Origin of the sequence: Variovorax sp. AB1(2024) (assembly GCF_037482385.2) — a bacterium.
Lineage (GTDB): Bacteria > Pseudomonadota > Gammaproteobacteria > Burkholderiales > Burkholderiaceae_C > Variovorax.
This window is the reverse complement of the sequence record NZ_JBBHKP020000002.1, coordinates 12,291-25,339: the sequence shown is the minus strand read 5'-3', so window position 1 is coordinate 25,339 and position 13,049 is coordinate 12,291. Positions and strand designations below refer to the sequence as shown.

The 13,049-nt window shown below is 69.0% G+C and carries 9 protein-coding genes; 6 read left to right on the top strand and 3 right to left on the bottom strand.

Annotated features, from left to right (window positions below):
- Nucleotides 1–47 precede the first annotated feature (47 nt).
- Nucleotides 48–536, bottom strand: a complete 489-nt coding sequence (locus tag WIX39_RS27210; RefSeq protein WP_409196387.1) for a hemerythrin domain-containing protein — start codon at nt 534–536, stop codon at nt 48–50.
- A 130-nt stretch (nt 537–666) separates the two neighbouring features.
- Entirely contained in the window at nt 667–2,970 is a 2,304-nt protein-coding gene (locus tag WIX39_RS27205; protein WP_409196386.1) for an FdhF/YdeP family oxidoreductase, read from the bottom strand.
- Between the two features lie 217 nt (nt 2,971–3,187).
- On the opposite strand from WIX39_RS27205, the gene WIX39_RS27200 reads away from it, so the two are divergent.
- From WIX39_RS27200 to WIX39_RS27175, 6 genes are all read left to right on the top strand, one after another.
- On the top strand, nt 3,188–3,970 hold the full coding sequence (locus tag WIX39_RS27200) for an exodeoxyribonuclease III (RefSeq protein ID WP_081271033.1): 783 nt from the start codon (nt 3,188–3,190) through the stop codon (nt 3,968–3,970).
- Between the two features lie 154 nt (nt 3,971–4,124).
- Nucleotides 4,125–4,631 (top strand): 2Fe-2S iron-sulfur cluster-binding protein, encoded by a 507-nt coding sequence (locus WIX39_RS27195; protein ID WP_081271034.1) that lies wholly within the window; start codon nt 4,125–4,127, stop codon nt 4,629–4,631.
- Nucleotides 4,628–5,617 (top strand): FAD binding domain-containing protein, encoded by a 990-nt coding sequence (locus WIX39_RS27190; RefSeq protein ID WP_081271035.1) that lies wholly within the window; start codon nt 4,628–4,630, stop codon nt 5,615–5,617. The genes WIX39_RS27195 and WIX39_RS27190 overlap by 4 nt, the downstream gene beginning before the upstream one ends.
- Nucleotides 5,614–7,929 carry a xanthine dehydrogenase family protein molybdopterin-binding subunit gene (locus tag WIX39_RS27185; protein ID WP_199852019.1) on the top strand — a complete coding sequence of 772 codons (2,316 nt, stop codon included), beginning with the start codon at nt 5,614–5,616 and terminating at the stop codon, nt 7,927–7,929. Before WIX39_RS27190 ends, WIX39_RS27185 begins: the two co-directional genes overlap by 4 nt.
- A 34-nt stretch (nt 7,930–7,963) precedes the next feature.
- The gene (locus WIX39_RS27180; RefSeq protein WP_106937925.1) at nt 7,964–9,262 is read left to right on the top strand and encodes a cation:proton antiporter; all 1,299 of its coding nucleotides are present in this window, start codon (nt 7,964–7,966) and stop codon (nt 9,260–9,262) included.
- Between the two features lie 159 nt (nt 9,263–9,421).
- Nucleotides 9,422–9,757 carry a hypothetical protein gene (locus WIX39_RS27175; RefSeq protein WP_106937926.1) on the top strand — a complete coding sequence of 112 codons (336 nt, stop codon included), beginning with the start codon at nt 9,422–9,424 and terminating at the stop codon, nt 9,755–9,757.
- A 10-nt stretch (nt 9,758–9,767) separates the two neighbouring features.
- Here WIX39_RS27175 and WIX39_RS27170 read toward each other — a convergent pair whose 3' ends face one another.
- Nucleotides 9,768–12,971: an EAL domain-containing protein gene (locus tag WIX39_RS27170; protein ID WP_409196385.1), complete on the bottom strand. Its 3,204-nt coding sequence runs from the start codon at nt 12,969–12,971 to the stop codon at nt 9,768–9,770.
- Between the last annotated feature and the right edge of the window lie 78 nt (nt 12,972–13,049).

The following is a 13,049-nucleotide window of genomic DNA, read 5'->3' as shown; positions in this document are numbered from 1 at the left end:
GCGGCTCGCTTTGCCGGCAAGGGAAGCGGGCAGGAAAAAGACGTCCCTCAGGCCATCACCGACATCTCGGCCATCAATTCCTCCTTGCGGGCGGCGAGTTCGTCGCGCATCGCCACCAGGTCGAGTTTGCGCGCCGCCCTCGCTTTCGGGAAGAGTTCGTTGCGTTCTTCCTTCACATGGTGGTCGATGTACTCGCCCAGGACCTTGACCTTCGCGTCGAACATGTCGTCCACCTCGCCTGCTTCCTGGATCTGGGCGATCAGGTCTTTCGCACCTGCGTGCTCGACCTCCGCTTCGTCCAGGAGATCCGTCTCCTTGATCGCCGCGCGAGCCGCGGGATAGAAGATTTCTTCCTCGATCTGCGCATGCACCGTGAGCTCCATGCAGATCTGCATCGCGAGGTCGCGGCGCTTGTCGCGCGCGGAAGCGGCCCTGGAATTGGTGAGCTCCTCATAGGCGGCGAACATCTTCTTGACGTTCCTGTGGTCTGCATCCAGCAGGGAGCATGCATCGGGTTGGGCGCGCTTGGTGGTCATGGGGGTCTCCGTGGGTTGGTTCATCGAACGATCGCGATGCGTTCAAAGCAGGCTCGTAGGACCTCTTCCCGATCCGGAGTCGGTCCCGCCGAAATAGTGCGCATCACTGCTGCGAGCGGCTGCACCTTCGTCAGGCATTCGCAGACGGGCTCAGCCGGATCGGAATGGCCTTGGAAGCGGGCACCTTGCTGTGCTCGGCGTGGTGCGCCAGCGGCACGAGCGGATTGCATTCGGGGTAGTAGCCGCCCGCGCAGCCCGCCGGGATGTCGTAGGGCGTGACGCGCAGCCCCCGGACGCTTCGCGCATGGCCGTCATCGACGGCGGTGTGCACGTCCACGCTGTCGCCTTCCGCGAAGCCGAGCCGCCGGATGTCGTCATGGTTCATCAGCAGCACGCGGCGCGTGCCGTAGACGCCGCGGAAGCGGTCGTCCAGGCTGTAGATCGTGGTGTTGAACTGGTCGTCGCTGCGCAGCGTCATGAGCCGCAGCACCTCGGGCCCGGTCTCGGGCGTGTCCGGATCGGCGCATAAGTTGCCATAGCCCTTGAAGCAGGCCTTGCCGTTGGGTGTCTTCCACACGCGCTCCTTGGCGGGCAGCGGGCGCGGGAAGCCCCCGGGCGCCTTCAGGCGCTCGTTGAAGTCGTGAAAGATCTCCGGGAAAGTCTGCGCGATGTGGTCGCGCACCAGGGCATAGTCCGCCACCCAGCCGTCCCACGGGACATTCGGGTTCGGTGGCAGGCTGGCCTTGGCAATGCCGGCGACGATGGCGGGTTCCGACAGCAGCGTGGCCGCCGCCGGCTCTGCAACGCCCCGGGAAGCGTGCATCACGCCGGTCGAATCCTCCATCGCCACGGTCTGCTCGCCGCTTTGCTGGCGGTCGACCTCGATGCGGCCCCGGCAAGGCAGGAGGTACGACACCTTCCCATGCACCAGGTGGCTGCGGTTGAGCTTGGTGGCCACCTGCACGGTCAGCTGCAGGTTGCGCCATGCCGGCTCCAGCCGGTCGGAATCGGGCACCGCGCGCACGAAGTTGCCGCCCAGCCCGATGAAGGCGCGAACCTGTCCCTTGAACACGCCCTCGCAGGTCTCCACGGTGTTCAGGCCCTTTTCGCGCGGCGGTTCGAAGCCGTACATCGTCGCCAGCCTGTCCAGGGGGGCCAGTTCCGGCTTCTCGGTGATGCCCACGGTCCTCTGCCCCTGCACGTTCGAATGGCCGCGCACGGGACAGATGCCGGCGCCCGGCCGACCGATGTGTCCGCCGAGCAGCAGCAGGTTGGAAACCATCTGCACGTTCTCCACGCCCTTGCGGTGCTGCGTGAGGCCCATGCCGTAGATGCCGATCACCGCCTTCGCGCCGGCGAAGGTGGCGGCCGCGGCTTCGAGCGCTTCGCGCGACAGCCCGGACTCCGACTCGATGTCGTCCCAGGACGCTTCGCGCAGGAAGGCCGCGAAAGTGTCGAAGCCGTCGGTGTGCTCGGCGATGAACGCCGCGTCCAGCACGCGCGCCCGGCCCGACGCCAGGGCGTCGTCGTCGGCCGCGACCAGCGCCTTGCACATGCCGGTGAGCGCGGCGAGATCGCCGCCGTTCTTCACCTGCAGATACTGGGTGCTGATCTGCGTGTTCGCCGGCGTGAGCATCTCGGTGGGCGACTGCGGGTTCACGAACTCCACGAGCCCCCGCTCGCGCAGCGGATTGAACGTGACGATCGGCACGCCACGCTTGCGCGCGTCCTGCAGCTGGTGGAGCATGCGCGGACTGCTCACGCCCGTGTTGTGGCCGAAGATGAAGATCGCATCGCACAGCTCGAAGTCGTCCAGCCGGACCGTGCCCACGGGCACGCCGATGGTCGCGGGCAAGGCCACCGAGGTGCTTTCATGGCACATGTTCGAGCTGTCGGGCAGGTTGTTGTTGCCGTACAGGCGCGCGAGCAACTGATACATGTAGCTGGCCTCCAGCGAGGCCCGGCCCGAGGCATAGAAAACCACCGATGCGGGATCCTGTGCATGCAGGGCACGCATCTCGGCGCCGATGCCTTCGAAGGCCTCCTGCCAGCCGATCTCCAGGTACCGGTCGGAGTCGGCATCCCATTTCATCGGCACCGTCAGGCGGCCCTGCGCTTCCAGGTCGTGGTCGCTCCATGCCAGCAGGCTGCTCACCGTGTGCTCGAGGAAGAACGACGCGGGCGCACGCTTGGCGGTGAGCTCCCACGCCGTGGCCTTGGCACCGTTCTCGCAGAATTCCGCCGGACGCGGATGCTCGGGCTTGGCCCACGCGCAACTCACGCAGGCGAACCCGCCGGGCTTGTTCTGCTTCCAGAGCGCTTCCGCGCCGACGATGGGAATTCGCTCGCGCAGCAGGTAGGTGCTCACGGCCTTCAGGGAACCCCAGCCGCCCGCTGAGTGGGTATAGGGTTCGAATCGCGTGCTGTCTGTCACTGGCGGTCCCGAGAACAAGAGTGCCGCAACCGTATACCGTTGCCGGCTGCTGCCTGTAGGCCGCCGCCGAGCGCGCCTGTGCGTCTAAAGGGGGTGTCGGCCAGCCCGCAGGTCCGCGCTGCAAGCGTTGTCACCGCCCGGGAGGATGCCTTGTCCCACGCACGTGCAACCGGCGCGGGATGAAGATCCGTTTTTTCTTCCCTGGGGGAGCGCCACGATGAAGATCGCCACTTTCAACGTCAACGGCATCGGAAGCCGCCTGGAACGCCTTCTGGAGTGGCTGGCGCAATCCCGGCCCGACGTCGCCTGCCTGCAGGAGCTCAAGTCGCCGAACGAGAAGCTGCCGCTGGAGGCGATCCGCAGCGCAGGCTACGGCGTGGTCGCCCATGGGCAGCGTGCGTGGAACGGCGTGGCCATCCTCGCGCGCGGATGCGAGCCGATCGAAACGGGACGCGGCCTGCCGGGCATGGACGACGATCCGCAAAGCCGCTATGTCGAAGCGGTGGTCCACGGCGTGGTGGTGGGCTGCCTCTACCTGCCCAATGGCAACCCGCAGCCCGGGCCGAAGTTCGACTACAAGCTGCAGTGGTTCGAGGCGTTCAACCGGCATGCGAAGAAGCTTTTCTCCAGCGGCATGCCCGTCGTGCTGGCGGGCGACTACAACGTGGTGCCCACCGATGCCGACATCTACAACCCCGCGTCCTGGCGCGAGGACGCGCTGCTGCAGCCGGAGAGCCGGCTGGCTTTCGCGCGGCTGATGAAGCAGGGATGGACGGACGCCATCCGCGCCTGCCACCCCGACCGCGTGCCCTACACGTTCTGGACGTACTGGCGCAACCGCTACCCAAGGGATGCCGGTCTGCGCATCGACCACCTGCTGCTGAACGCGGAACTGGCGCCCATGCTGCGCGCGGCCGGGGTCGACCGCGACGTGCGGGGACGTCCCGGCGCGAGCGACCACGCGCCCGCCTGGATCGAGCTCGACCTGCCTGCGGCCTGACTGCCGGGCCGAGGGCGCTGCGCCCCGGCGTGCTGAAGGAAATGGCTGACGCCACCGCCGGCTTGCGCGTGTTAAGAAATCAGTTCCCGCATCCGACGCGCGTCGTGCGCGTCGCGACAACTGTTTACAACACCTCTTCCCCACGAGGACGCACATGCCAATCACCATCAACGGGTCGACAGCCGAGTTGCCCGACGACCCACGGGTCTCGCTGCTGGATTTCCTGCGCGAGCACCAACATCTGTTCGGCGCCAAGAAGGGCTGCGACCAGGGTGCCTGCGGCGCCTGCACCGTGCTCGTCGACGGCGAACGCGTGCTGTCATGCCTGACGCTGGCGGTGCAGTGCCAGGGCAAGTCCGTCACCACCATCGAGGGCCTCGCGCCGCACGCAGGCATGCATCCGTTGCAGGAGGCCTTCGTCGCGCATGACGGCTTCCAGTGCGGCTACTGCACGCCCGGGCAGATCTGCTCGGCCGTGGGCATGGTGCAGGAACTCCGCCGCGGCGTTCCCAGCCACGTGACCGCCGATCTGCGCACGCCGGCCATTGCGCTCACCCACGACGAACTGCGCGAGCGCATGAGCGGCAACCTCTGCCGCTGTGGCGCGTACAACGGCATCGCCGCGGCGATCGCCGAAGAATTCGAGAGGGCGCCCACATGACCCCCTTCACCTATGGCCGGGCGCAGAACGTGGACGATGCGCTCGAGCTCGGCGCCCGGCCCGGCGCCAAGTACCTCGGCGGCGGCACGAACCTGGTCGACCTGATGCGCGAGACCATCGAGCGCCCCGTCGCGCTGGTCGATGTGACGCAGCTCGATCACGAGATCGAAGAGCGCGCCGACGGCAGCCTGCTGATCGGCGCAGCCACCCGCAACACCGCCCTCGCCTCGCACCCGGCGGTGAGAGCGCGCTACCCGGTGCTGGCACGGGCCATCACCGCCGGCGCATCCGCGCAGATCCGCAACATGGCGACGGTAGGCGGCAACATGCTGCAGCGCACGCGCTGCGCGTACTTCTACGACGACGACGGCGGCTCGCGCTGCAACAAGCGCCACCCCGGGCAGGGGTGCGACGCGGCGGAGGGCATCAACCGCTATCACGCCATCCTGGGAGCCTCGCCGAGCTGCGTCGCCACGCATCCGTCCGACATGTGCGTGGCGCTCGCAGCGCTGGGTGCCGTGGTGCACCTGCGCAACGCCGAAGGCGAACGCGCGCTGCCATTCACCGACCTGCATCGCCTGCCCGGCGACCAGCCCGAGCTCGAAACGCAGCTCTGGCCCGGTGAACTCATCACCGCCGTGGAGCTGCCCGCGCTGGCTTTCGGCGCTCGCTCGACCTACCGCAAGGTGCGCGACCGCGCCAGCTATGCCTTTGCGCTGGTGTCGGTGGCGGCAGCCCTGGAACTGGACGGCGACACCGTCAAGGACGTGCGCATCGCCCTCGGCGGTGTCGCGCACAAACCCTGGCGCGCCTGGAAGGCGGAAGACGCGCTGCGCGGGCAGCCAGCGACCGCCGAGGCATTCCGAGCCGCCGCGCAGGCGGAACTCGCCCAGGCGCAGCCCCTGCGCCACAACGGATTCAAGGTCGAACTCGCCCGGCGAACGATCGCGGCAGTGCTTGCCGAACTCAAGGAGATGAAAGCATGAGCATCATCCAGGAGACCGTCCAGGCGGTCATGAAGAAAGCCATCGAGGCCGCGCCCGACGCGTGGATGCCCGGCGGCACGCCGGACCCGCTGATCGCGCGCGCGCAAGGCCTGGTCGGTGCGCCGGTCTCGCGCCTGGACGGGCCGCTCAAGGTGCAGGGACAGGCGCGGTTCGCGGCCGAGTTCCCTCTGGAAGGGATGCTCTACGCCGCGCTGGTCCACAGCACGGTCGCGCGCGGGCGCATTGCCACGCTCGACACGGCCGCCGCCGAGGCGTCGCCCGGCGTGGAGCTCGTCATGAGCCACGGGAACGCACCGCGCATGAAGCCCATGCCGCTGTTCATGTCCAAGGACAAGGCCGCCGGCGGCGACGACCTGCCCATCCTGCAGGACGATCAGGTCCACTGGAACGGCCAGCCCATCGCCGTCGTGCTCGCCCGGACGCAGGAGCAAGCCGATCACGCCGCGTCGCTGGTGCACGTGGTCTATGACCGCGAGCCGGCCACGACCACGTTCGCGGCTGCGAAGGCCAAGGGGACGAAGCCCGGCACCTTCCAGGGCGAGCCGCTGAAGATGGAGATCGGCGACGCCGAGGCGGCGCTGGCTGCCGCCGCGCACCGGGTCGACGTCACGTACGCCACGCCGCGCCACAACCACAACGCCATCGAGCTGCACGCGGCGACCGTCGCCTGGAAGGGCGACGAACTGTTCATCCATGACGCGTCGCAGGCCGTGGCGCACATGGCGTGGTCCATGGCGGAGATCTTCGGGATCGACGAGAAGCAGGTGCACGTGACCTCGCAGTTCGTGGGCGGCGGCTTCGGCGGCAAGACCCTCTGGCGCCACCAGGTGCTGGCGGCGGCGGCTTCGAAGCTCGCCGGGCGGCCGGTGCGCATCATGCTCTCGCGCGAAGGGGTCTATCGCGTCGTGGGCGGGCGAACCAACACCGAGCAGCGCGTGGCCATCGGCGCACAGGCGGACGGACGCTTCGACGCGCTGATCCACACCGGCGTCGTGACCATGACCGAGCACAACAACATGCCGGAGCCGTTCGTGCTGCCGGCACGCTCGGCCTACGCGGCGGGCAGCTTCAAGCTCGACGTCGAGGTGGCCACGCTCGACATGCTGGCCAACACCTTCATGCGCGCGCCCGGCGAGGCGGTGGGCACCTTCGCGCTGGAAAGCGCCATCGACGAGCTGGCCCACGCCATGAAGATGGACCCGATCGAGCTGCGCATCCGCAACGAGCCCGAGAAGGATCCGACCACGGGCGTTCCCTTCTCGTCCCGGCACATCGTCGAGGCCTACCGCGCGGGCGCGCAGCGCTTCGGCTGGAACCGGCGCAACGCGACGCCGGCGGCACGCCGCGACGGCGAGTGGCTGATCGGCATGGGCTGCGCCACCGCCACGTATCCGTACTACCGCATGCCGGGCGGCGCGGCCCGCATCACGCTCTCGCGCGACGGCCACGCGACGGTGGAGATCGCCGCGCATGAAATGGGCATGGGCACCGCCACGGCGCAGACGCAGGTCACCGCCGAGCGGCTCGGGCTGTCCATGGATCAGGTCCGGTTCTGCCACGGCGACTCGGCCTTCCCCGGGGTGGTGCTTGCGGGCGGTTCGCAGCAGACCGCGTCGATCGGCAGCGCCGTCATGGCGGCGCAGCACGAACTGTTCGCCGCGCTGCTGAAGCTCTGCGGCAAGGAATCGCCCCTGCACGGCCTGCAGCCGGACGAGGTCATCGGGCGCGACGGGGGCCTGGCAAAGGCCGACGACCCTGCCCGGTTCGAGCGCTATGCGGCCATCCTGGCGCGCGCCGGCCGCGACACGCTGGCGGTCGAGGCCGACGCGCCCAGGCCGTTGGAGGTGCAGCACTGGTCGATGCATTCACACGGCGCCATGTTCTGCGAAGTGCGGGTGAACGAGGTGACGGGCGAGACGCGCGTGTCCCGCTTCCTGGGCTCGTTCGACTGCGGCCGCATCGTCAACGCCAAGACCGCGGCCAGCCAGTTCCGCGGCGGCATCGTCATGGGTCTGGGACTCGCGCTGATGGAAGAGACCCAGTTCGACGAACGCAACGGCCGCATCATGAATCCCAGCCTCAGCGACTACCACGTGCCGGTGCACATGGACGTGCCGCAGATCGATGTGATGTGGACCGACATCCCTGACCCGCACTCGCCCATGGGCGCGCGCGGCGTCGGCGAGATCGGCATCACCGGGGTCGGCGCCGCCGTGGCCAACGCGGTGTTCAACGCGTGCGGCAAGCGTGTCCGCACCCTGCCCATCACCCTGGACAAGCTGATGGGCTGAGGGTGCCAGCCCGCCCCGCCGAGAAGCCCCGCTCATGACCGCGGCGACCTGGGACCTGCTGGTCGGCGCCTTGCTGATCCTGATGGCGCTGTCCGGCACCTTGCTCAAGACGCTGCCCATCAGCGCGGCCGCGCTCTACATGGGCCTGGGCTTTGCGGTGGGGCCCGGCGGCTTCGACCTTTTGAAGCTGGGCATCAGGGCGGATGCGGCGCTGATCGAAACCATCACCGAAGTCGCGGTGCTGGTTTCGCTCTTCGCAGTCGGCCTTCGGCTGCGCATCCGCCTGCGGTTGTCGAGCTGGGTCCAGCCGGTCCTGCTCGCCAGCGTGGGCATGGTCGTCACGATCATGCTGATGACGCTCGCTGGGCTGGCACTGAAGCTGTCGCTGGGCGCCGCGCTGCTGCTCGCGGCCATCCTGGCTCCCACGGACCCGGTGCTGGCGTCCGACGTGCAGGTCAGGCATGAGAACGACCGGGACGACCTGCGATTCGGGCTCACCGCCGAAGGCGGCCTGAACGACGGCGCGGCCTTTCCGTTCGTGATGCTCGCGCTGGGGCTGAGCGGCGCGCACGACCTGGGAACTGCGGGGCTGCGCTGGCTCGGGCTGGATGTCCTGTGGGCGATCGGCGGGGGCCTGGCGCTGGGATGGACCTGCGGCGCCGCGTTCACCCGGCTCGTGCTGTTCCTCCAGACGGAAAAAAAGCAGGCGCTCGGCATGGAGAGCTTTCTTGCGCTGGGCCTCATCGCGCTGACCTACGGCATCGCCCTGCACGCCGCGGTCTACGGCTTCCTGGCCGTCTTCGTTGCCGGCCTGAGCATGCGCAATGTCGAGCGCCAGGTGGAAAGCGAGGCCGCGCTTGCCAGCCGGTCGAAGGCGCGTCCCCAGGAGAAGGTGGAAGCCGTCGCGCAGGCCAGGACGGCGGACGACATGACGCGCGACGTGCTCGAGTTCGCCAAGGAACTGGAGAAATTCGTGGAGCTCGCGGCCATGCTGGTGATCGGATGCCTGCTGCGGGTCGAGATGCTGACGGCGAGGAACCTGCTGATTGCCGGTGTGCTGATCGCGGTGGCCCGCCCGGTCGCCATCTACATCTCCACGGCCAAAGGCAGCTGGACGGCGTCGCAGCGACGGCTGGGCGCATGGTTCGGCATCCGCGGGGTGGGCTCCATCTATTACCTCGCCTATGCGTCGACGCACGGCGCACGCCTGTCGGAAATCGGCGCCATCGGCGAAGCCGTGCTGGTCACCGTGGCCGTGTCCGTGATCGTGCACGGCATATCGGCCACGCCGCTCATGAACCTCTATCAGGCGGCGACGCAACGCAGAGGCTGAGACGGCGACGTGCGGCACGCCATCTCGGCATCCCATCTCGGCATGTCTTCCGACAGAACTTGCGCGGGAGCGGATCTAAATTCTTCGCCGTTGCGTCGCCGTGCCTTGCGCCCGGACGAGCACGCCAGGACAGACGCAGGCCCGACCACAGACACATCCATGATTTCCGCCTATTTCCCGCCGCCCCCGACACGACCCGCGCTTCGCGCACACCGCGACAACGCCGCACCGCGCACGGCCGCCGCTACCGACGCGGCGTGCGCCGGTTCATTCAGCGAGTCGGAGCGCCACCCCGGCGGGTGGGAGTTCCGCTACCAGCTGGTGCCGTCGCTCGAGAAATTCACGGGCTCGGCGCAGATCCACTGCCAGGGCCAGTCGCATGGCGAACTCGCCATCTTCGAGCCCCAGGCCAACGCGCTCGCCTCGATGGACCTGCTGCGCGAGCAATGCCTGGCCTGGATCGAGGCTCGCGCAGCGGGCACCGCCGACCGCTAGGCGCCGGGCGCTACGCCGGGGCGCCATCGAAGGCCCCGTGCGCGTGCCACGCCGGCGGTGACGCCTGTTCGATCCAGCCCCCCAGCTTGCCAGGCGGCATCGGCCGGGCGATGAGAAAGCCCTGCAGCTCGTCGCAACGCGCGGCGCGCAGGCTGTCCGCTTCCTCGCGCCGCTCCACGCCCTCGGCCACGACGCGCAGTCCCAGGGCATGGCCCAGGCCGATGATCGCTCGCGCGATGGCCATGTCGGTGGGGTCGCCCAGCATCCTGTGGATGAAGGAGCGGTCGATCTTCAGCTTGTCGATGGGAAAGCGGTTGAGGTAGTTCAGGCTCGAATAGCCGGTGCCGAAGTCGTCGATCGACAACATCACGCCGAGCGACTTCAGCGCCTGCAGCTGCGACAGGGACTGCTCGGCCGCATCCATCAGCGTCGACTCGGTGAGCTCCAGCTCCAGATCGCCGGGCGACACGCCGTGCAGCGCGATGGCGCCGCGCAGCACCTCCAGCAAGCCGCCGTCGCGCAACTGCAGCGCCGACATGTTGATCGCCACCCGGATCGCGCCCAGCCCCTCGCGGCGCCAGGCGGCGTGCTGCGCGCAGGCCTGCTCGATCACCCAGGCGCCGATGGCCACGATCTGCCCCGACTCCTCGGCGATCGGGATGAACTGCGCAGGGGGCACCTGCCCCAGCTCCGCGCTCTGCCAGCGCAGCAGCGCCTCCACGCAGATCAGCGCGCCGGTGTGCGCATCGATGCGCGGCTGGTAGTGCAGGCTCAGCTCGCCGCGCTCGATCGCATGGCGCAGGCTCGACTCCAGCTGCAGGCGCTGCTGGGCGCGCTCGTTCATCTCGGGGGTGAAGAAGCGCGCGGTGTCGCGCCCGCTCGCCTTGCTCTGGTACATGGCGACGTCGGCATGGCGCATGAGCGCGTCGATGTCCTGCGCGTCGTCGGGGTACACCGCGATGCCCACGCTGCACGACACATGGATCTCGGCGCCGTCGATGTCGTGGGGCTGGCGGATCAGCGCGATGAGCCGGCGCTCGACCAGCGACAGGATCTCCTGGCCGTCGGCCACGTTGTTCAGCACCACGACGAACTCGTCGCCGCCCAGGCGGCTCACCGTGTCGCCGGGCCGCACGGCCTGGCTCATGCGCGCGGCCACCGAGCGCAGCAGCGCGTCGCCCACGTGGTGGCCCAGCGAGTCGTTGATGTTCTTGAAGCGGTCCAGGTCGATGAACAGCACCCCCACGCGCTGCCCCTTGCGCCGGGCCTGCTGCAACGCCAGCCCCAGGCGCTCGATGCACAGCGACCGGTTGGGCAGCTCGGTCAGCACGTCGTGATGGGCCAGGAAGCGGATGCGCGCCTCGCTGCGCTTGCGGTCGCTCACGTCGATGGACGTGAAGATGTAGTGCGAGATGCGATCCGGTCCGTCGCGCACCACGCTGGCGACCAGCCAGGCGGGGTAGCTGTCGCCGTTGCGCCGGCGCACGCTGACCTCGCCCTGCCAGGTGCCGCGCTGGTCGAGCACCGGCCACAGGTCGGCGAAATGCGCCGTGTCGTCGCGCATGAGCTGTTCGGGCGGCTCGCCCACCAGATCGCTCAGGTCGTGGCCGGTGAGGCGGCACAGCGCCCGGTTCGCCGTGAGGATGCGATGCTGCCCGTCGATGATCAGGATGCCCTCGGACGAGGCCTCGAACACCTTGGCCCAGAGCATCAGCCGCTGCTCCATCAGTTTGAGGTGGTTGATGGGCGTGAAGGCGGTGAGCAGCGCGTCCTGCCCCTGGTAGACCAGCCGCCGCGCCGACAGCACCGCCCACGACGGCTCGGCGCCCCCGAGCCAGCGCACCTCGAATTCGTCGACGGCGCCGCGGTCGGCCAGCTGCTGGAAGAAGCGCGAGCGCACGCCGGGCGCCAATCCCAGCGCCCACGGGTCGCGCGTGCCCCCGCCAAGCCACGCCAGCGCGCTGGGGTTGGCGTTGAGCACTTCGTGGTTCGGAATGGCCGTGACCATCAGCGGGATCGGAATGGCCGCGACCAGGTCGCGCTGCGCTTCGGCCGCGCGGGCGCTGGCCGCGAGCTCCTGCTGCGCCTGCCGCTGGCGGTCGAGCTGCGCGAGCATGTCGTTGAAGCCCAGCACCAGCAGGCCGATCTCGTCGCCGCTGTCCCAGTGCGCGCGCAGGCTGTGGTCGCCGGTGCGGCGCACGGTGTCGACCACGCCGGACAGCCGGCGCAGCGGCAGCGAGATCTGGCGCGCCACGTAGAACACCGCCGTGAGGATCATCAGCAGCAGGAACAATGCCGTGCCCAGGTGCATCCACATGCGTGCGAAGAAGCCGTGCTCGCGCGAGGTGAGCATGGCGTCGAGCTCGCCGATGGCGCCCGACCACGCGCCGTCGAGCTCGGCAAACAGCGTCTGCTGGGCCGCGTCGAACGCCGCGAGACCGCGGTGGCTCGCGCCGGCGTCGGTGCTGTCGCTCGATTCCAGCACGCTGCGCGAAGCACGCCTGAACCCCTCGATGCTGGCCAGCAGGCGCGCACGCGACGGATCGAGCCGCGCCTGCAACGGCCCCTTGGCGGCGGCGAAAGCCTCCGCATAGTCGCTGCGGATGCTGGCCGCGATGGCATCGATGCGCCCTTCGAGGATGAAGTACTGCGTGCGCGCCTCGGTCGCGGCGAGGCCGCTGGCACCAGGGGCGTGCAGCCGCGCGGCCATGTCGGCGCCGAGTTCGAGCAACTCCGGAAAGCGCAGCAGCACCAGCGACATCGTGTAGTAGCTGTCGAGGTCCGGGTCGAGGATCAGGTTCGACTGGTTGCCGATGCGCGTCACCAGTGCGCGCCCCTGCTCGAGCGCCGCGCGCCTGGCCGTCTCGCGCCCGGCGGGGCCGGCCTGGGCGGCGGACGCCAGCGCCTCGCTGAACCGCTGGCTGACCTCGGCGCTCTGCAAGCCCTCGCCGTACTGCTGCTCGAGCCGCTCGAGCGCCAGCGGCGGCGCGGGCTCGGCGCCGTGCCAGCCGGCGGCGGCCAGCAGCGACGGGCGCATGCGGTCGATGTAGGCCGCGCCCGCCATCTCCTTGCGGCCGAAATCGATCGCGATGAACTTCTCGTTGATGAGGATGCCGCTGATGAAGATGACCGCGCTCAGGTCGAGCAGGTAGATGACCAGCAGTTTGCGGCCAACGCTGAGCCGGCTGAGGCGACGCGTAATGAAATGCACCATATCCCTCCAGGGTCTGGTGCATGTATGCAATCTTTAGGCCTCGTTGGCGCCGAGCGGCCAAGGATCACTGGGCACAAG